This is a genomic window from Zhouia amylolytica AD3 (assembly GCF_000511935.2).
In the GTDB taxonomy this organism is placed as follows: Bacteria; Bacteroidota; Bacteroidia; order Flavobacteriales; family Flavobacteriaceae; genus Zhouia; species Zhouia amylolytica.
The window spans coordinates 38,773-59,041 of sequence record NZ_AYXY01000001.1 but is presented as its reverse complement, the minus strand read 5'-3'; the positions used below and the strand labels follow the sequence as shown (position 1 = coordinate 59,041).

Genomic DNA, 20,269 nt, shown 5'->3' with positions numbered 1-20,269 from the left:
ATTTATCAATTACTTAATTAATTGCTAACTTCACTTTACCGGTTGTTTTGATAAGGTTACTAAAATCAACAAGATATCTTTACAGACGACTTTTCCACAAATGGATTCCTTCAGATATAGGTAGATAGATAAGAAAAGGGTATATTCAACTGCTAAATATGAAATAATGGCTATGACTGTAAAGAAAATTCTATTTCCTTTATTCTCCGTATTTCTTCTTTATCGATCCTTTGATCTAATCAGGAATCTAATCAATACCCATCCTCAAGACTATTCAATTACAGAAATTTTTATTCTTTCTTTATTATTAGCCCTATTCATTACAGGGGTATTTGCTTTTACAGGATTTGCCTATGCAACCCACAAAATGCTTCCCGAAACCTATTATAAGGTTAAAAACAAAAAATTGACCAATAAATTATATGATACCCTCAATATTGCTTTCTTCAAGAAATTATTATTACTGTTCTTCTGGGGGCATAAAACACAAAGGAAAAAGTATTTTAATGGTAAACGAACCGGACTGCAGAGTTTCGTTTACCAAACCAAGCAATCAGAATTCGGTCACCTGGCATCTTTCATCATTATTCAAATTGTGGTTATAATTTTAATATTCCATAATTATGCACTTCTGGGGTTATTCATGACTATTATAAATATTTTCGGGAATCTATATCCTGTTTTGTTACAGCGACACCACCGTATGCGCATTCAATCCTTGTAAATACTCACAGAAATTATCATTTACTTTACAATATCAAACAAACGATTGTATTTCTGATTTTTTAATTTATATTGTTCCTTTCTTTAAATCATAGTACTATATGCTTCTTAAATATTTCCATCAAATTACGTCTAAACTGCTAATTGCATTCTTATTACTAACTTCCCTGCATTCATTTTCCCAGGAAGAAAACCAAAAATATACTCCTGTTACGGACCCAAAGGTGTCAGAAAAATTAACGAAATGGCAAGATCTAAAATTTGGATTAATGATGCATTGGGGCACCTACAGTCAGTGGGGAATTATTGAATCCTGGTCCATTTGTGGTGAGGATGAAGAATGGATTAAGCGTTTTAGGAACAACGATAATTACGAGCAATATAAAAAAGACTATGAAGGTCTACAGCATACTTTTAACCCTGTAAAGTTTAATCCCAAGAAATGGGCAAAAGCAGCCAGGGAAGCTGGCATGAAATACGTTGTGTTTACTACAAAGCATCACGATGGATTCGCCATGTATGACACTCAATATTCTGACTATAAAATAACCTCAGTCAACACTCCCTTTCACGAGCATCCGAAAGCGGATGTTACCAAAGAAATTTTTAAAGAATTTGGAAAAGAAGGTTTTATGATCGGTGCCTATTTTTCAAAACCTGACTGGCACTCATCTTACTTTTGGTGGCCAGAGAATGCAACCGCCGATCGAAATCCAAATTATAGCATAGAGCGTTATCCCGAGCGATGGGATAAATTTGTTCAGTATACCCATAACCAAATAGATGAGTTAATGACCAACTATGGTAATATTGACATACTATGGCTTGATGGTGGATGGGTACAACCCTATACCGAACAGGAATTATGGGCTTACCGAAGTATGAAAGGTTTTAAGCAATTTAACCTTCAGAGTCAAGATTTAAAAATGGCTGAGATTGCAAAGAAAGCAAGAGATAAGCAACCAGGATTAATCGTGGTGGACAGAGCTGTTGAGGGCCCTTACCAAAACTATATTACACCAGAAAACAGGGTTCCTGATCATGCTATGCTGGTTCCGTGGGAGACTTGTTATACGAGTGCAAAGGATGGTTGGTCGTGGAGAAAAAGTCGGGAATATAAGCCAATAGGTAAAATTATTCACACCATGGTAGACATTGTTGCCAAAGGTGGTAATTTCCTTTTAAATATAGCTCCGAATCCCGAAGGAGAATTGGATCCGGAAGCTTATGAACTTATGGAAGGAATCGGAGCGTGGATGAACATCAATGGTGAAGCTATTTACAAATCGAGGGCTATTGCTCCCTATCGAGAAGGAAAAATAGCACTCACGCAAAATCGTCATACAAAATCGGTGTACGCAATCTATCTCCCTGATGAAAACGAAAAGCAAATGCCTTCAAAAATGTGGTTATCTTCTATTGCTCCTTCTCAAAATGCAACCATAACTTTACTAGGCACCAATGAGTCATTAAAATGGGAAAAAGTTGGTGATGGATTTATTGTTGACATTCCATTAAAGTATCGTAAGAAACTAGAGGAGCAGAAAGCATGGGTACTAAAAATAGATGCTATTGATTAAAAGTTCTATATCATTTAGTGTCATCTTTAATCAAGCCTAAATTAAAAGGCCCTGTTAAAAACAGGGCCTTTTAATTAATTAGATTTATATTTAGTCTATAACCTCACTGATTGGATTTCCAGTAGTCGCATTCGGGAATGCGATTCCCAACAATGCTGAGATTGTTGGCGCTATATCAGGTATTTCCGTTCTTTCCGTAGTTTCTCCATGGTTAATTCCATGTCCGAAAAATAATAGCGGTGCATGGGTATCGTAATTAAAATTAGATCCATGTGTTGATCCTGTTCTTGAATAGCTTATCACACCCGGTTCCAGAACCACCATAACATCACCTGATCGTTTGTGATTGTATCCTTTTTGCAATAAATATGGTACTGGTTGGGTAAAGTCATGCTTTCGCATCTCCTGTGCTGTAAAAACTTCAAATACACCATCGTAATTAACCACTTCATTAGCTATAGCCTCTTCAACCTCAGCTAAATCAAGATCTAACTCTTCCAGTTTTTCATAATTAAGGAATATTTGAAAATTAGAGAAGTTCTTAACCAATCCTTTTGCTCCATACTCCACTTGCAGAAACTCATTTAATTTAACTTTAAAATCTGATGTACTAAAATAGCCCCCAGGAATCTTCACAGACTCCAAATAGGCAGGTACATGAACAGCAGCATGATCTGCAGTTAAAAAAACCGAATAGTTTCCTTTCCCTACTTCTTGATCAAGCTTATTAAACAGACGCTCCAAATCCTGGTCTAATCGTAAATACGTATCTTCAATTTCAACGGAATTAACACCAAATTGATGCCCTACGTAATCGGTACTTGAAAAGCTTACCGCCAGAAAATCCGTTTCGTCATCTTTTCCTAATTCTTCTCCTTCAATTGCTGCAATAGCAAAGTCGGTAGTCAGGCTATTACCAAATGGCGTTGCCTTAATGATATCATATTCGTTATTCTCTTTCCAAAGTTTATTCAATTTATGAGGGAAAACCGCATCTTTCTCGCCTTTAAATTTTCCTTCAAAATTATTCTTATCAGTACCGCTGGCTGTATAAGTTTCAATATCATATAATGTATTCCACTCTTTCTTATATTGTTTTGCCGCATCGGATTTATTAAACCTGGTCACCCATTTAGGAAGTTCATCCATATAATAAGTACTGCTAATAAAAGCACCTTCATCCTTTCCATGGAACCAATAGGCTGCATTGGCACTATGACCAGCTGGAAGGATAGCTCCTCTGTCTTTAATAGCAATGCCTATGACCTTACCTCTCATTTGGGTTGCTAACCTCAATTGATCCGTAACTGTGGTCGTTATCATTCTATTTGGAGACATTTTACCGGCATCCGAATTTGTTCCTACCGAATTTACATTATCATCCTGAGCGCAATAAACACTTTCATCTATGGTTTTATCATACCAGTCGTTCGCTATAATTCCGTGAAAGGCAGGGGTTGTTCCCGTATAAACTGAGGCATGGCCAGGCCCTGTATAAGTAGGCACATAATTAAAATGATTGTTTTTGCAGTTAAATCCTTCGGCAACCATTCTTTTGAATCCACCGTCTCCATAACGATTCCAAAAACGAGGTAAATAATCGTACCGCATCTGATCGACAACGATACCTACAACTAATTTGGGTTTTTTATAAGCATCATTAACCGATTGCGCACTCAAACCGTTACTAAGAAATAAAGCTGCTGTGGCAGTCAAAAAAGCAAGCTTTGACAATTTAATTTTCTTCACTTTGTTTTGTATTTAATATTTCTAATATAAAATTTACGAACCTAAACAAACAAAAATAGGGGATTCGATTATTATTCGCTTTAAGAATTGGTTAAAATACCGCTTAAGATTATTATTTTTACCTCAGTTATTCTATTTTTAACTTTTAGTGACCATCATCCTGACAGTATTGTTATTAGGGATGGGTGTCCTTAAATAATTACCTGAATTTTAATACATGAAGTATCTTCAAAATATAGGCAAGTACTTTTTAATGATAAGAGAAGTCTTCAATAAACCTACAAAATGGTCGATTATGAAGACTTTAATTTTAAAAGAAATCGACGACCTTATATTCGGTTCTCTGGGTATAATCGTATTTATTTCATTTTTTGTAGGTGGTGTAGTTGCCATTCAAACTGCACTAAACATAGATAACCCTCTGATTCCAAAATATTTAGTTGGTTTTGCAACACGCCAATCTGTAATTCTTGAATTTGCACCTACTTTTACCTCTATCATCATGGCAGGAAAAGTAGGATCATATATTACCTCAAGTATAGGAACCATGCGTGTCACTGAACAAATAGATGCCCTAGAAGTAATGGGTATTAATGCATTGAACTATTTAGTGTTCCCAAAGATTATAGCTTTGATGCTTTATCCGTTTATTATTGCCATTGCCATGTACCTGGGTATATTTGGAGGCTGGGTGGCTGCAGTATTTGGAAATTACAGTACCAGTGCTGAGTTCGTACAGGGGATTCAAGTTGATTTTAAGGATTTTCATGTGATCTATGCTTTCACTAAAACCATCATCTTTGCTTTTATACTTGCCACCATTCCTGCTTTTTATGGATTTTATATGAAAGGTGGTGCCCTAGAAGTTGGAAAAGCCAGTACTACTTCGTTTGTATGGACGAGTGTCGTTATCATTATTGTAAATTATATTATTACCCAAATGATGTTGGGTTAATCAATGCTCATAAAAAACAACGGAAATGATTGTAGTAGAAGATCTTCATAAATCGTTTGGAAATGTTGAAATCTTAAAAGGAATTTCAACTGTGTTTGACAAGGGTAAAACCAATCTTATTATTGGTCAGAGTGGTTCAGGTAAGACCGTTTTCCTTAAATCGCTCTTGGGCTTACATACTCCTGACCAAGGAAAGATTATTTATGACGGAAAGGTTTATTCTGAACTCAACGATGATGAGAAAAGAAATCTCCGGCAAGAAATGGGAATGGTTTTTCAGGGAAGTGCCCTGTTTGATTCCATGAATGTTGAAGAGAATGTAATGTTTCCATTAAAAATGTTTACTCATAAGGAATACGATGAAATGAAAGAACGTGTGGATTTTGTTTTAAAAAGGGTAAACCTTAAAAATGCGCACACAAAATACCCGGCCGAATTATCCGGTGGTATGCAAAAACGTGTAGCTATTGCCCGAGCTATTGTCAACAACCCAAAATATCTATTTTGTGATGAACCTAATTCCGGACTTGATCCAAAAACGGCAATTTTAATAGACAATCTCATTCAGGAAATTACAAAAGAATATGACATCACCACAGTCATCAATACACATGACATGAACTCGGTAATGGAAATCGGGGAAAAGATTATCTTTCTTAAAGATGGTCATAAGGAATGGGAAGGCACCAATAACGAAATTTTCAAAACAAATAATGAAGCAGTAACTAATTTTGTTTACTCTTCTGACTTGTTTAAAAAAGTAAGACAAATGTATATTGAAGAAAGGAATTAAAAAAAGGAGCTCATGAGCTCCTTTTTTTAATTGACTTGTTTGACTTCAACCTTAGTATTATTCGTTCTAACTTTTAGCCACTCTTTCATTTTCTCTAACTCCTTGGAGGCTGTTGCTGTCTTTTTCATCTTTACATAAAAAACCGGTATGGTATCAGTTTTTTGGTAATTAGTTTTCATTTGAAACGCAAAGGCAAATTCTTCAAGATTCTGATAATTTATTTTAGCTTCTTTACTTATCTCGGCAAACGGAATTTGGTTATATGCATACATACTCAACTTCTCCAATTCATTTTCCAAAACTGAAATTCGTTGATCTTTAGTTTCCATTTCACGCTTTTTTGATTCATAAAGTTCCGAAACGTATTTAAACTTTTCTTCAGAATCATCCTTACCTCCTTTAATTTCCAATGTTGCATTTTCCAGATACGGATATGTAGCCATTTGTGTTCTCCAAGTTTGAATTACATTATCGGGTATGGACTCGCCACCACCAAAAACCAATTCAATTATTGGATTATCTCCTCCATTGTATTCTATGGTATTATATTTATCAAGAAAATATCCTTGATCTGAAAATTGATAAGTTTTCACCTTCTCATTAATAAATGAATTTGCATTCTTCTTAAACATCGATTCCTGCCACACGTTATAAAACGTAAACAATGCAGGCACTATAACTATAATTGCTACTATAGATGCTACTCTTGCAATAAACCTTCTTCTGGCCGAATTAGCATAGCGCACCATCGGAAATCGTAAAATCTTTAATACCAAAAAGGTAGCCAATCCTATGAAAATCGTATTAATAATGAAGAGATACATAGCTCCACCGGCATATTGTAAATTCCATATAGCAAGTCCAAAACCAACAGTACAAAGCGGAGGCATTAAGGCTGTTGCAATTGCTACCCCAAAGATCACACTTGCTATTGTACCTTTTTTTGCACGAGCAATTACAAGTGCCAAACCACCAAAAAATGCAATAAGTACGTCCCGAATATCCGGAGCAGTTCGAGCTAAAAGTTCTGATGATTCATCTCGAAGTGGAAACAGTTTAAAAAACAAGAAAGCTGTTAAAACACTTAAAACCACCATTACGAGAAAGTTTTTAACGGATCTTCGTAAAGTGTCTATATCATTAATTGCTAATGACATTCCCATCCCCAAAATAGGTCCCATTAGGGGTGAAATTAACATGGCTCCAATTACTACAGCGGTTGAATTTGCATTTAACCCAACAGATGCTATAAAAATGGAACAAATTAAAATCCAGGAAGTATGGCCTTTAAAAGCTATATCCCCTTTGATTTCATCAATGGTAGTTTCTTGGTCGGTATTTCCTCTAATATCCAGAAGGTCTGCCAGAAAGGTCTTAAGACTTCCTAGCAGGCCGGAAAAATCCTTTTTAACCTTATCTGTACTTTGATTGATTTTCTCCTCTTGTACCTTGTCTTCCTGATTGGTATTGTTTGCTTTCTCTTCCATGCGCTATATTAAATGATCGCCTAACTTTTGTTTAACAGAAACCAATACTGTTTTAATATCTTGTTCTTTTTCTTTAGGATAAACTAAAAGAATATTGTCTTTATCCACCACAATATAATCATTTAATCCTTCCATAACGACAATTTTTCCCGGGCCTGTTTTAATAATATTCCTATTACTGTTAGTAAGCAAAGTTTTTGCATTCAGAATGGCATTTTGGTTTCCGTCTTTCTCTAGTTCATTATATAAAGAGCCCCATGTTCCTAAATCGTTCCAATCAAAACCTGCTAAAAGTACATGAATATTTTTAGCGTGCTCAAGGATTGCGTAATCTATTGATATGTCTTGTGCCTTTTCATAATTTTCTGCTATAAAATCAGATTCATTATCGGAATTGTACACTTCCATACCCTGAGCAAACAAGGTGTATAGCTCTGGCTGAAACTTTTGAAAGGCATTTACAATACTCCGGACCCCCCAAACAAAAATTCCGGCATTCCATAAAAAGTTTCCTTTTGTTAAAAATATTTTAGCCGTTTCATAGTCAGGTTTCTCTCTAAACTGACGTACCTTTTTAATTTCTACTCCTGATTTCTTTTTGAACTCGATATATCCATATCCTGTATTAGGGAAAGTTGGTTTAACTCCTAGTGTCATTAGAATCTCCTTTTGAGCGCATTCTTCAAAGCATCTTTTAATGTTTTTCTCAAAAGTAAATTCATCTTCAATCCAGTGATCGCTAGGGGCAACTAACATAAGCGCATTTGGATTCTTTTTGAGAATTTTTAATGATGCATATAAAACACAAGGGGCTGTGTTTCGCCTTGCGGGTTCCAAAATTACCTGATCTTCTTTAACATCCACAAGTTGCTCTAAAACAAGTTCTTTATATCGCTCATTGGTTAAAACCAATATGTTCTCTTTTGGAATAAAACGATTCAGGCGTGAGAACGTTTTTTGAATAAGCGTTTGCCCTGACCCTAAAAGATCATGAAATTGTTTTGGATAGCCTTGGGTACTTAACGGCCAAAACCGAGAACCTACGCCTCCGGCCATGATTACCGCATAATAATTTTTATTCATCTTGAATGATTTACTGTGGGAGTTCCTCAACCTCAGCATTTGGTTGAAAAAGATACACCTTGCCTGAATTTACATCAAGACACTCATATCGCTTTATTTTTCTATTTCCTTTTTTAAAAATTTTACCATTATAGATCCTAAACAAACTCCCATATGGTAATTCAAATATAAAGGTTTTATCGGGTCCTTCATCAAACTGCTTCAATGCTAACGATAATTTAGCATCAGTATCGCTACTTGCTTTGGGATTTCTAAAATGATTTGCCAATACAGGCAGTAGGACAGAAGGGAATATTTCCGGGCGTATGAATGGCAGCATTAATTGTTGAAAGGTATACTTCCACTCATTGCCATGGGGTTTGATATAACGACCATACTTTTGAAACGCAATTAAATGTGCTATTTCATGTATGAGCGTTATCAAAAAGCGATACTTATTGAGGCTGGCGTTAACTGTTATTTGATGCATCCCATTGGACAGTCTCCTATAATCACCATGACGTGTTACGCGTTCATTAACCACTTTCAAATGAACTTCATTTTGCTTAATCAATTCAAAGCACGGTTGAGCAGCATTATCCGGCACATATTTTTTTAAGACGTCAAACATTCAGCAAATTGTTTAGGGTGTACTATTCGAAACCTGCAGTAATTTACCATTGTAATATTTATGACCACTTAAGGAGAATTCATAAATATAAGTTGCCATTTCCAAAGCTGATAATGGTGCCTTGTAACCGGGAAAAGCTTCTTCCAACATCTCAGTTTGAACGGCTCCCAATGCTAATACATTAAATGAAGGACCTGTTTCTTTGTACTCTTCAGCTAATAACTCGGTAAGTGTAATCACTGCTCCTTTTGAAGAACTGTAAGCTGAGAGCCCTGCAAATTTCACACTTCCCTGTACACCTCCCATACTGCTAACGCTCACAACATGACTTTCTTTGTTCATATATGGAATAATTATTCTGGTTAATTCTGCTAATCCAAAAACATTTACTTTGTACACTGCCTCGAATTCAGTTCGCGAGGTTTCGGAAAAAGGTTTATTGAGCAATCTACCGGCATTATTGATAAGCACATCTACATGCTTCCATTCATTTTCTACAAATGATTTCACTCGATTAACATCTTCATCAGTGTTTAAATCAAATGAAAAACTGGTAACATTCGGATACTCTAACTGCGATACGGGTTTATCGTTTCTGGAAAGAGCCAATACTTTATGGCCTGCATCTGCAAAAAGTTTTACCAGTTCAAATCCAATTCCACGGCTAACTCCGGTTATAATTATATGTTTCTTATTACTCATAAAAATAAACTTCCTTCTTTTTAGTATTTGCCATTTGCGTAATTACTGGAATCATCTGTTTGATAAATGAGGTCATATGTGGTATGTCTATCTCCGACATTTCATCATCCACATGGTGGTAAAAATCATAATTTGTAAAATCGAATGTGCATAAGGTCTGAGAAGGCACTTTAAAGACTTCATAGAAAGGATAGTTATCTGATCTTTTAAACAAATTGAACTCTTTAGCTTGAGGTAAAAAACCAACTAAATTTTCATCTCCGGAATATTCATTCATCTTAGCCGCCATATTGGAGGCCTCATACCCTGTTAAATAGGCTGTATAGCCTTTACTCATAGGCACCCCAATCATCTCAAAATTCACCATTGCATATAGATTAATACCTTTTTCTTTTAATTTTGGTGCCAGGTGCTTTGACCCGAGCAATCCTTTTTCCTCGGCCGCGAACAATGCAAATATCAGGCTTCTTTTATTTTCTTTTGTCTTACCGAAATATTCTGCTAATTCTATTACTGCTGTTGTCCCGGAGGCATTATCATTCGCTCCGTTGGCTATAGAATCTTTTTCTATTGCGTCTATGATACCAACATGATCATAATGAGCTCCCAGAACGATAAATTCATTTTTTAACTCCGGATCACTTCCTTCTACTACTCCGACAACATTAAACGCATTTTTAAAATTTGACAAAGAATCCTTGTAGGTTTCAAAATATGGTTTCACCCCGCTTTTAGAAAAAACATGTTCAATATAGTTTGCGGCTTCTTCAAGTCCCTTTGTTCCGGAATCTCGACCCATTAGTAGATCTGAGGACAAAAAATCCATTAATTCAGCTACTGATTCTTCGGTTACAGATTCAGGATTTTCACGGTCATTATATTTGCTATTTGACAAAGGCTTACATCCAAATGCAATTAAGCCAAGGATTGTCACTAAAAGTATATTTTTTATCATCTCTAAATTTTAATTGGATATAAAGATAAAAAAAGAAGCTGCTTTATTTATAAACAAAGCAGCTTTCTAATAAATATATATTATTTGTAGTCTACGCAAGCATAGTAACCGGATTCTCCATATACGCTTTTAAGGTTTGAAGAAACTGTGCTCCAGTAGCACCATCTACAGTTCTGTGATCGCATGCTAAAGTAACTTTCATGGTATTACCCACAACAATCTGTCCATCTTTAACCACTGGCTTCTGAACAATTGCACCTACAGAAAGAATGGCAGAATTAGGTTGGTTGATAATAGAAGTGAACTCTTGAATACCAAACATACCAAGGTTAGAAACTGTAAAGGTGCTTCCTTCCATTTCTGCAGGCGTAAGCTTCTTATTTCTCGCTTTACCCGCAAGGTCCTTAACCTGACTGCCAATCTGTGTTAAGCCCAGCTGATCTGTGAACTTAAGCACAGGAACAACAAGTCCTTCATCTACAGCAACAGCTACCCCTACATGAACATGATGGTTATACTGAGTGGTATCTCCTTTCCATGAAGTATTAACCTGAGGATGCTTTTTCAATGCCATCGCACATGCTTTTACTACCATATCATTGAAAGACACTTTTGTATCTGGCAGGTTATTAATTTGTTTTCTTGAAGCCATTGCATTGTCCATATCTACTTCTATTGTCAAGTAGTAGTGAGGAGCGTTAAATTTAGACTCTGCCAAACGTTTGGCAATGGTTTTACGCATTTGAGAGTTCTTAACCTCTTCAACACTTTCCTGACCTGAAGGCACAAATGGCTGAACACCACTTACCTCTGTAGAAGCAGGAGCAGAAGTTTCAACTGGTTTGTAGCTCTCTATATCCTTTTTAACAATTCTTCCATTTTCTCCAGTACCTTGTACATTTGCTAAATCGATTCCTTTTTCGGAAGCCATTTTTTTAGCAAGTGGAGAGGCTAAAATTCTACCTCCTGCAGTTGTACTTGTCGTTACTGTTGCAGCAGGTTTACTTTCAACCACTGGTTCTGGTTTTGCCACAGCTGTATCCTTCTTAGGTTCAGACTTTGGAGTCTCAGTTTGAGCACTTCCTCCAGACTTAGAGGCGTTAAGCACTGCATCCACATCGGTACCCTTAGGTCCAATTACCGCCAATATCGAATCAACGGGTGCAGATTCACCTTCCTGAACACCTATATATAATAGGGTCCCGGCATAGAAAGACTCAAATTCCATGGTGGCTTTATCAGTTTCGATCTCAGCAAGAATATCTCCCTCAGTGACTTCATCTCCAATTTTCTTAAGCCAAGACGCAACGGTACCTTCTTCCATGGTATCACTCAGACGTGGCATGGTAACCACTTCTACACCTTCCGGCATCTCTGCAGCCGGAGCTGCTTTATCAGCGGTTGTTTCCTGAGGTGTTTCCGTTTTTTCTTCAACTGTTTCAGTTGCCTGAGCACCATTAATAATGGCATTTACATCCTCTCCTTCATCACCAATAACAGCTAAAAGCTCATCAACTTTTGTAGTTTCGCCTTCAGCAACACCAATATGAAGTAGTGTTCCAGAATAGAACGATTCGAACTCCATAGTAGCCTTATCTGTTTCTATTTCGGCCAATATATCACCTTCTTCTACTTTGTCTCCTACTTTTTTAAGCCATTTTGCAACGGTACCTTCTTCCATGGTATCGCTCAAACGTGGCATATTAATGATTTCTGCCATTATATATTAAAGTTTATGTGATAAAAACGGATAATCTTCTTGTTCGTATACCGTATCGTACATTACATTTTTCTCAGGGAACGGAGACTCTTCTGCAAACTTCTCACATTCTTTAACCCGATCAGTTACACGCTTATTGATTTCTTCAATTTTCGCTTTAGAAGCGTATTTCTTTTCTTTAATGATATCTAATACCTGAGTAATCGGATCAATCTTTTTGTACTCTTCTACCTCCTCTTTAGTTCGGTAATGCTGAGCATCAGACATTGAGTGACCTCTGTATCTATAAGTTTTAATCTCAAGGAAAGTTGGGCCATCACCTTTTCGAGCTCTTTCAACAGCCTCATGTACGGCTTCTGCAACTTTAACAGGGTTCATACCATCTACCGCCGCACATGGCATATCATATCCAAGTCCGAGTTTATAGATGTCGGTATGGTTAGCAGTTCTTGCAACTGAGGTCCCCATTGCGTATCCGTTATTTTCACAAATAAACACAACAGGTAAATTCCATAACATTGCAAGATTAAATGTTTCATGAAGTGATCCCTGACGAACAGCACCATCTCCCATATAACATAAAGTCACCCCATCATTACCCTGATATTTATCTGCAAATGCAAGTCCGGCACCAAGAGGAATTTGCCCTCCTACAATACCATGACCTCCATAGAAGTTATGTTCTTTAGAGAAGATATGCATTGAACCTCCCAAACCTTGAGAAGTACCCGTACCTTTTCCGAACAATTCGGCCATTACTCGTTTTGGGTCTACCCCCATTCCGATAGGCTGCACGTGGTTTCGATAAGCTGTTATCAGTTTATCTTTTTTAGGATCTATAGCATGTAAAGATCCTGCTAAAACGGCTTCTTGTCCGTTGTACAAATGAAGAAACCCTCTTACCTTTTGTTGTATATATGCTGCCGCAAGCTTGTCTTCAAACTTTCTCCAAAACAACATATCTTCGTACCATTTCAGGTAAACTTCTTTAGTAACTTTTTTCACACGTTTAAATTTTACTAATTACTACCTATATAAAATAATTCATAAAATTGAGACCGTATGCAACCACTCATTGCCTTCGTTCTCACATTAAAAAACTTCAACACGCTTAAGCTGTAATTAAAATTTATTAATGCTCGTTTCCTTAATCACTTATTTTAACTTTCTAAGCAGATAAATCATTACAATTAATTGCGAACTACAAAAGTAGCATATTCAAAAAAAGTGAAAAAATGAAAAAAGGCTTTTATCTCATTTTTTTGTTAAATAAAGTTGTTTTTATCGAAAAGCAAGGGCAAAAGACCTTTTAAGGAATTTGATTTCATCACTTTCCCCACAGCCCCCATGAAGTAGATAGGGATTGGAGACTCCTGATTTATTTCATATTCGGCGATAGCTTGACGACAAGCACCACAAGGAGGAATCGGAGCACTTGTTACATATTTATCGGATGAGGCAGTGATGGCTATGGCTTTTATTCGAACCTCAGGAAACCTAGCACCTGCGTGATATATTGCAACACGTTCAGCACAAAGTCCTGATGGGAATGAAGCATTTTCCTGATTATTCCCCACCACTACCTCTTTATTAGCAAGAAGAATGGCCGCACCCACCTTAAAATTGGAATAAGGAGCATAGGCATTTTTTCTGGTTTCAACTGCCAGACTCATTAAATCCTGAATATCTTCAGGCAATTCCTGAAGACCTTCATAAATTTCAAATTCGGATTGAACAGTGAGCTTCTCCATATTTAATAATCATAATAGGTTTCTCCAAAATTAAAAGTTAACCCAAACCTCAAGGTATTTTCTAACGGATTCGACACATTAGAGGTTGAGAATAAATAGGAGAGATCTATGGTTGTATTATTAAACTTAAACCCTGCACCTAAGGTAAAGTATCTCCGCACTCCTTTCTTCTTACTTTCATGATAATAACCCGACCTAAGAGCAAAAATCTCACGATAATTATACTCAGCTCCCAATGCCCATATTATTTCACTCAGTTCCTCATCAAAACCACCCGGGGCATCTCCAAAGGATTTAAACACTCCCTCGAAAAAACCAATATCGTTATACATTTGGTTATCTATATTATCGATATCTCCATCTCCGTCAAAATCCTTAGGAGTCGGGACTAATAATTTATTGAACTCCGATGAAACTGCAACAGTATTATCCTGATCGAGGATAAAATCAAAGCCACCACCTAATTTTAAATTGGTAGGCAACGAACTTTCTTGTCCCCCTTCATCATATTGAATTTTAGGTCCGAGGTTAGAAACATTAAATCCCGCACGCCATCTTCCGTTAAACTTATCATATACTTTTTCTTCAGACTGATAATACCCGGAGACATCAACTGCAAAACTGTTAGCCGATCTGGAATTGGCATCAATTTGTTGCAGTTTTAAATTGGACCTTATATAACGTCCTGTAACGCCCATTGAAAAATAATCACTTAATTTCAGGGAATATGTACCATCAAGTGCAAATTCATTAGGTTCTGCAGGTATTGGCTCATCGTCTATACCCTGACGGAATAAAATCTCACCAAGACCAAAATATTTCAAACTAAACGCATAGGCACTTCTATCATTATATCTATTATAGTAGGTAACATTCATAAGGGAGATATCTGTGGCCAACTCTCTTAAATATGGTGTGTAACTAACTCCGATACCAGCCTGTTCACCAGAAAATGAATATTTCGAAGGATTCCATTGCTGAGAAAAGGCATTAGGTGAAGTTGCCACGCCAAGATCACCCATTCCAGAAGCCCTTGCATCTGCTGAAATTAATAAGAAAGGAACTCCTGTGGTTATTTCTTGATACTCTTCTTGCGAATAAACCATATTCACCATAGAATAAATCAAAATAAACATTAGCATATTCTTCATACGAGAAAAATCTATTTAAGCAAAAATAATCTTTTGCCCCGTTAAAGCAAGTACAAAGCTCACAAAGGTTAACTGAAAGGTTAACGAAGATATGCAGAAAATCTTATAAAAAATGGTCGTCTTTTATATTAAAAACGCCACCAACATACTTTATACAAATCAATTAGACCTTTATTAAAAACGTCTTCCTACGGCATGACTCTCATTTTTATTAACAATCGTCATAATAAAATTACAAAATAAACGTTAAAGGATTAGTGTAATACAACGAAAACGAATTGCATTTTTTATTTCAAAAAATTGAATTTATATAGTTAATTATTATATTGCACAATGTTTTTATGACAACTCAAATCTTAACTATGGGAAAGTATTCTATTAAAATCTTGTCGCTCTGTTTTATTTCAGTAGCGTGTTTTACAGGATGCAAAAACTCTTTATCTTCTAAAAACACCTCCAGGGCAACCGGGTGGCAAATCAACTCCAAAGAAGGTGGTTTTCAATACAACAGCAACTTTAAGGAGCAAGAAACACCTCCAGGTATGGTGTTTGTAGAAGGAGGAACTTTTGTTAAAGGAAAAGTGCAGGACGATGTTATGCACGATTGGAACAACACACCAACACAACAACACGTTCAATCATTCTACATGGACGAAACGGAGGTTACTAATGTAATGTATCTAGAATATCTGGATTGGCTTAAAAGCGTATTTCCTCCAGATGATCCATCTTACAAAAACATTTATGTAGGGGCATTACCTGATACATTAGTTTGGAGAAACCGTTTAGGCTATAACGAAGAAATGGTAGACAATTACCTAAGACACCCGGCATATGCAGAATATCCTGTCGTTGGTGTTAACTGGGTTCAAGCTGCTCAATTTGCAGAATGGAGAACTGATCGTGTTAACGAGCACATTCTTGAGAGAGAAGGATTTCTAGCTCGAAACACAAAATATGCAGTTACACAAGGAGATATCGATGGTACCTTCAGTACTGAAACCTACTTAAACAGACCTGAAGAAGCCTACGGCGGTAACATAGACTCATTACAAGGAAAAGCTCAAAGAGATTCTACAAATGTTTTTGCAAAAAGAACAAGTGGTATCATACTTCCAGATTACAGATTACCTACTGAAACTGAATGGGAGTACGCTGCACAGGCAATTGTAGGTACCAGAGAATACAACAACTACAGAGGTAGAAAAAAATATCCATGGGAAGGTGAATACACCCGATCTGGAAGAAGAAAAAATATTGGTGATCAACTAGCCAACTTCAAGCAAGGAAAAGGTGATTACGGTGGAATCGCAGGATGGTCTGACGATGGAGCCGATATTACAGCGAAAGTTAAAACTTATCCCCCAAATGACTTCGGGCTTTATGATATGGCCGGTAATGTTGCTGAATGGGTAGCAGATGTATATCGACCTATAGTTGATGATGAAGCAAACGATTTTAACTATTACAGAGGAAACGTTTATATGAAACCTGCCATCAATCAAGATGGACAATTAAAGATCGTTTCTCAAAGCGAAATCAAATATGACACCTTGAGTAATGGTAGAATTGTAGCCAGAGATCTTCCTGGCGAATTGGCTATGGTTCCAGTAGACGAAAAAGACACCTACTTAAGAACAAACTTCTCTAAAAGTGACAACAGAGACTATAGAGATGGTGATGAAGGTTCTACAAGAAATTTCTATGAAAGGTTTGATGACGGTGAGTCAGAAGAGGATATGTATAATGCTCCAAAGCACAAAATATCCACGGATTCTACCGGAAACATGATCATGGAGTATGACAAGTCTAATAACAGAACAACCCTTATCAATGATGAAGTAAGAGTATATAAAGGTGGTTCCTGGAGAGATAGAGCATATTGGTTAGATCCGGCACAAAGGAGATATTTACCACAATACATGGCTACTGATTATATCGGATTTAGATGCGCCATGTCTCGTGTAGGTTCTAAAGCCAAGAAAAGAACAAAAAGAGCAAGACATTAATACTACACAAATATGTCGATAAAAAGCCCTGTTTTAAACAGGGCTTTTTTTATACATTTATCCTATGAATATTGAAGATATATACAAGGTGTTTTTAAAATGCAACAAGGTTTGTACCGACACCCGTAAATTAGAAAAGGGAGACCTTTTCTTTGCTCTTAAAGGCGATAAATTTAACGGCAATAAATTTGCCCATCAAGCACTTCAAGCTGGCGCCATAGCCGCTGTAATAGACGAAGAACAATACAAAGGACCTAATACTATACATGTTACAGACACTCTTAATACCCTACAGCAATTAGCCAGTTACCACAGAAAAGAGCTTAACACACCTATCATTGCATTAACTGGCAGTAATGGCAAAACGACTACCAAAGAGTTGATTAATGCTGTTCTATCGCAGAAATACAAAACTACTGCAACCGTTGGCAATCTCAATAACCACATAGGCGTACCTCTAACCTTATTAAGCATGGATCATCGTACAGAAATTGGTATTGTGGAAATGGGAGCCAACCATTTGAAAGAAATTGCATTCTTAACTTCTATTACACAACCAGACTACGGTTTTATCACTAATTTCGGAAAAGCACATTTGGAAGGTTTCGGAGGCATCGAAGGAGTGATTCAAGGAAAAAGCGAGCTTTTCATACATTTGATATCCAACAACAAAACCATATTCTATAATGCCGATGACCGAATTCAACAAGAAAAACTAGAAGGCTACCCAAACAAATATGGATTTAGCGAGCATACTATTGCTGACATACAAATCACAAATAAAAAAACGACCCCCTATGTTACTGTTTCCTACGCCGAAACGGATATTCACACCAATCTAATAGGAAACTATAATTTCAGCAATATTGCAGTTGCAATCACTATTGGACTCTATTTCGAAATCGACCTTAACTCTATAAAGAAAGGTGTTGAGGCCTACGTTCCTTCAAACAACCGTTCGCAAATCATTAACAAAAACGGAAAGAAAATCATCCTGGACGCATACAATGCTAACCCAACAAGCATGAAAGCTGCTATAGAGAACTTCGCCCAACAAAAAGGCAAAAAAATCCTGATACTGGGTGATATGTTTGAGTTAGGCAAGGACGCTGCCAAAGAACATCAAATCATATCTGACCTCTGCTCTACAATGGGTTTTGAAATCGTTCATTTGGTGGGTAAAAACTTTTATAACACCAAAAACAATTTCATTAAGCACGAAACCTATGAGGATCTTGCCAAGGATTTAGACGTTAAGAATGAGCAATCATTAAATATCCTAATCAAAGGCTCAAGAGGAATGGCTTTAGAGCGTACTCTTGAGTTATTGTAACCAAAAAATACTGTCACAAAAAAATCCCGTAAAGCTATGCCTTACGGGATTTAATATATTCTATTGATAAGTCTTACTTGTAAACTTCATTTTGATCCTCATCAGTCAACGCCTCATTTGCATTGATTTCATCTTGAGGGATTGGTAAACAAAAACGCTTACTTACACTATTTCTAGGAATAATGTTTGGATCGTTACTGATATCATTATTAGTAAAGTCTGACCAATGATCCTTATCTGAAAGAGTTCTATCCAAGTCCTGATCTAATCTCTTTATGTCAAAGAATCTATGTCCTTCAAAGAACAATTCTTTTCTTCTTTCCAAATAGATTTCATCTAACAAATCCTGACCAGTTAAGGTTACAGATGCAACAGTGTTATCGGCTCTCTGCTTAATAGTCAATAAAGCACTTTGAGCAGCCGCTGTATTACCTAAGTTTGCTTCAGCTTCAGCTTCGATAAGATACATTTCACTAGCACGAATTCTAGGGAAATCTCCTGTACCCAATGAGCTAACACTTTTATACTTGGTAGTTAAATAACCGTCTGCAGCTCCATACTGAGCATAGGTCTTATCTGGAGAAACATCTCCAATTCTATTTCCGTCAGGATCTAAGTTAACAGGGAACATTTTCTTTCTGAAATCAGTATCTTCAAAAAGTTCGATAAAATACTCAGTAACTCTTAAACTATTGTAACCAAATACAAATTCAGCACCCGGAGTTCCAGCATTTACATCATTCCCATCAACAACACCATCACCATTGTTATCACCATAGGTGATATTACCTGATGTATAAGTAAACGAAGGAATACTTAAGAAAATGTTGGTATCGTTATCAACGAATCTTTGTTCCCAAATTACTTCTGAGTTCGTACTGTTAAAACCACTTAAATAAGTTTGCTCATCTATAAGAGAAAAACCTGCATAAGCTTTTTTAGCGTACTTAGAAGCATTTTGCCAATCTCCCATAGTTAGATATACTCTTGCCTGTATTGCTGCAACTGCACTAGCATCAATATATCCTTTGTAATCAGCAGGCTGACTTAATTGCTCTGCTAAGGTTAAATCTGAAACTATTTGCTCGTACACCTCACCCACTGTACTTCTTGGAATGTTATACCCATCCAAACTATTCACAGTTGTGTTAATAGGAACACCTCTACCATTAGGATCGTCAGTATACGCCGTTTCACCAAACCATCTTACAAGACTAAAGTAAGCAAATGCTCTTAATGATAAAGCCTGAGCTTTAAGGTCATTCTTTTCAGTCTCATTTCCTTCGATACCATCGATTTGAGATAAGAATAAGTTAGCATTTGAAATTGTTCTGTAACTGTAATAGTAAAGGTTGTAAGCTCTACTACTTTCTACTGTGTAGTTATAACGATACTCATTCACATATCTAGTATAGTTATTACTAGAGATAACTAAAGCATCATCCCCCATAACCGCAGGAATCAAGATACCTCTCGTACCTTCACCATAGTAATAGTTCTGCAAAGAATATAAACCATTTAAATGAATCTTTGCTCCCTCTACAGAGTTGAACAGGACATCTTCTGTAGGTCTGTCTGATGGTTGCTGCTCTAGGAAATCATTACTACAACTTGCAGCACTAACTACCAGAAACAACAATAATAATTTATTAATATATCTTTTCATTT

General features: G+C 36.5%; 17 protein-coding genes. 6 read left to right on the top strand and 11 right to left on the bottom strand.

Features of this window, described 5'->3' with window-relative positions:
- Positions 1-172 precede the first annotated feature (172 nt).
- Both P278_RS00250 and P278_RS00245 read left to right on the top strand, forming a co-directional pair.
- A complete protein-coding gene (locus tag P278_RS00250) occupies positions 173-724 on the top strand; it encodes a glycosyl-4,4'-diaponeurosporenoate acyltransferase CrtO family protein (RefSeq protein ID WP_038261712.1) in 552 nt (183 codons plus the stop codon).
- 100 nt (positions 725-824) lie between these two features.
- A complete protein-coding gene (locus P278_RS00245; RefSeq protein WP_051413320.1) occupies positions 825-2,303 on the top strand; it encodes an alpha-L-fucosidase in 1,479 nt (492 codons plus the stop codon).
- Positions 2,304-2,393: 90 nt separating this feature from the next.
- Here P278_RS00245 and pafA read toward each other — a convergent pair whose 3' ends face one another.
- Positions 2,394-4,052, bottom strand: coding sequence for an alkaline phosphatase PafA (pafA, locus tag P278_RS00240; protein ID WP_038260561.1), 1,659 nt, complete (start codon positions 4,050-4,052; stop codon positions 2,394-2,396).
- Between the two features lie 217 nt (positions 4,053-4,269).
- Between pafA and P278_RS00235 the strand changes: the two genes are divergently transcribed.
- Both P278_RS00235 and P278_RS00230 read left to right on the top strand, forming a co-directional pair.
- Entirely contained in the window at positions 4,270-5,007 is a 738-nt protein-coding gene (locus tag P278_RS00235; protein WP_038260559.1) for an MlaE family ABC transporter permease, read from the top strand.
- 25 nt (positions 5,008-5,032) lie between these two features.
- Positions 5,033-5,800, top strand: a complete 768-nt coding sequence (locus P278_RS00230; RefSeq protein ID WP_038260558.1) for an ABC transporter ATP-binding protein — start codon at positions 5,033-5,035, stop codon at positions 5,798-5,800.
- 26 nt (positions 5,801-5,826) lie between these two features.
- Here the strand turns inward: P278_RS00230 and P278_RS00225 are convergent, their stop codons facing one another.
- The 9 genes from P278_RS00225 to porV form a co-directional block, all read right to left on the bottom strand.
- Entirely contained in the window at positions 5,827-7,287 is a 1,461-nt protein-coding gene (locus tag P278_RS00225) for a DUF389 domain-containing protein (protein WP_038260557.1), read from the bottom strand.
- 3 nt (positions 7,288-7,290) lie between these two features.
- A complete protein-coding gene (locus P278_RS00220) occupies positions 7,291-8,370 on the bottom strand; it encodes a mannose-1-phosphate guanylyltransferase (protein WP_038260554.1) in 1,080 nt (359 codons plus the stop codon).
- A 10-nt stretch (positions 8,371-8,380) separates the two neighbouring features.
- A complete protein-coding gene (locus tag P278_RS00215; RefSeq protein ID WP_038260553.1) occupies positions 8,381-8,980 on the bottom strand; it encodes a SprT-like domain-containing protein in 600 nt (199 codons plus the stop codon).
- A gap of 12 nt (positions 8,981-8,992) precedes the next feature.
- A complete protein-coding gene (locus P278_RS00210) occupies positions 8,993-9,682 on the bottom strand; it encodes an SDR family NAD(P)-dependent oxidoreductase (protein ID WP_038260551.1) in 690 nt (229 codons plus the stop codon).
- Positions 9,675-10,637, bottom strand: a complete 963-nt coding sequence (locus tag P278_RS00205) for a M28 family metallopeptidase (protein ID WP_038260549.1) — start codon at positions 10,635-10,637, stop codon at positions 9,675-9,677. Before P278_RS00205 ends, P278_RS00210 begins: the two co-directional genes overlap by 8 nt.
- A gap of 91 nt (positions 10,638-10,728) precedes the next feature.
- Complete coding sequence (locus P278_RS00200) at positions 10,729-12,357, bottom strand: pyruvate dehydrogenase complex dihydrolipoamide acetyltransferase (protein WP_038260547.1); 1,629 nt, start codon at positions 12,355-12,357, stop codon at positions 10,729-10,731.
- A 6-nt stretch (positions 12,358-12,363) separates the two neighbouring features.
- The gene (pdhA, locus tag P278_RS00195) at positions 12,364-13,362 is read right to left on the bottom strand and encodes a pyruvate dehydrogenase (acetyl-transferring) E1 component subunit alpha (protein WP_038260545.1); all 999 of its coding nucleotides are present in this window, start codon (positions 13,360-13,362) and stop codon (positions 12,364-12,366) included.
- 260 nt (positions 13,363-13,622) lie between these two features.
- On the bottom strand, positions 13,623-14,108 hold the full coding sequence (gene cdd, locus P278_RS00190; RefSeq protein WP_038260543.1) for a cytidine deaminase: 486 nt from the start codon (positions 14,106-14,108) through the stop codon (positions 13,623-13,625).
- 2 nt (positions 14,109-14,110) lie between these two features.
- A complete protein-coding gene (porV, locus tag P278_RS00185) occupies positions 14,111-15,259 on the bottom strand; it encodes a type IX secretion system outer membrane channel protein PorV (protein WP_038260540.1) in 1,149 nt (382 codons plus the stop codon).
- A 362-nt stretch (positions 15,260-15,621) separates the two neighbouring features.
- Here porV and gldJ point away from each other — a divergent pair, with 362 nt between their 5' ends.
- Both gldJ and P278_RS00175 read left to right on the top strand, forming a co-directional pair.
- Complete coding sequence (gldJ, locus tag P278_RS00180; RefSeq protein WP_038260538.1) at positions 15,622-17,268, top strand: gliding motility lipoprotein GldJ; 1,647 nt, start codon at positions 15,622-15,624, stop codon at positions 17,266-17,268.
- A 64-nt stretch (positions 17,269-17,332) separates the two neighbouring features.
- Positions 17,333-18,601 carry a UDP-N-acetylmuramoyl-tripeptide--D-alanyl-D-alanine ligase gene (locus P278_RS00175; RefSeq protein WP_038260536.1) on the top strand — a complete coding sequence of 423 codons (1,269 nt, stop codon included), beginning with the start codon at positions 17,333-17,335 and terminating at the stop codon, positions 18,599-18,601.
- A gap of 73 nt (positions 18,602-18,674) precedes the next feature.
- Here P278_RS00175 and P278_RS00170 read toward each other — a convergent pair whose 3' ends face one another.
- Positions 18,675-20,267, bottom strand: a complete 1,593-nt coding sequence (locus P278_RS00170) for a RagB/SusD family nutrient uptake outer membrane protein (RefSeq protein ID WP_161808326.1) — start codon at positions 20,265-20,267, stop codon at positions 18,675-18,677.
- Positions 20,268-20,269 lie beyond the last annotated feature (2 nt).

Bases quoted from the DNA above. Each gene is read 5' to 3' on its own strand.
- P278_RS00250 (WP_038261712.1), top strand. From the start codon at position 173: ATGACTGTAAAGAAAATTCTATTTCCTTTATTCTCCGTATTTCTTCTT.
- P278_RS00245 (WP_051413320.1), top strand. From the start codon at position 825: ATGCTTCTTAAATATTTCCATCAAATTACGTCTAAACTGCTAATTGCA.
- P278_RS00235 (WP_038260559.1), top strand. From the start codon at position 4,270: ATGAAGTATCTTCAAAATATAGGCAAGTACTTTTTAATGATAAGAGAA.
- P278_RS00230 (WP_038260558.1), top strand. From the start codon at position 5,033: ATGATTGTAGTAGAAGATCTTCATAAATCGTTTGGAAATGTTGAAATC.
- P278_RS00225 (WP_038260557.1), bottom strand. From the start codon at position 7,287: ATGGAAGAGAAAGCAAACAATACCAATCAGGAAGACAAGGTACAAGAG.
- P278_RS00220 (WP_038260554.1), bottom strand. From the start codon at position 8,370: ATGAATAAAAATTATTATGCGGTAATCATGGCCGGAGGCGTAGGTTCT.
- P278_RS00215 (WP_038260553.1), bottom strand. From the start codon at position 8,980: ATGTTTGACGTCTTAAAAAAATATGTGCCGGATAATGCTGCTCAACCG.
- P278_RS00210 (WP_038260551.1), bottom strand. From the start codon at position 9,682: ATGAGTAATAAGAAACATATAATTATAACCGGAGTTAGCCGTGGAATT.
- P278_RS00205 (WP_038260549.1), bottom strand. From the start codon at position 10,637: ATGATAAAAAATATACTTTTAGTGACAATCCTTGGCTTAATTGCATTT.
- P278_RS00200 (WP_038260547.1), bottom strand. From the start codon at position 12,357: ATGGCAGAAATCATTAATATGCCACGTTTGAGCGATACCATGGAAGAA.
- cdd (WP_038260543.1), bottom strand. From the start codon at position 14,108: ATGGAGAAGCTCACTGTTCAATCCGAATTTGAAATTTATGAAGGTCTT.
- porV (WP_038260540.1), bottom strand. From the start codon at position 15,259: ATGAAGAATATGCTAATGTTTATTTTGATTTATTCTATGGTGAATATG.
- gldJ (WP_038260538.1), top strand. From the start codon at position 15,622: ATGGGAAAGTATTCTATTAAAATCTTGTCGCTCTGTTTTATTTCAGTA.
- P278_RS00175 (WP_038260536.1), top strand. From the start codon at position 17,333: ATGAATATTGAAGATATATACAAGGTGTTTTTAAAATGCAACAAGGTT.
- P278_RS00170 (WP_161808326.1), bottom strand. From the start codon at position 20,267: ATGAAAAGATATATTAATAAATTATTATTGTTGTTTCTGGTAGTTAGT.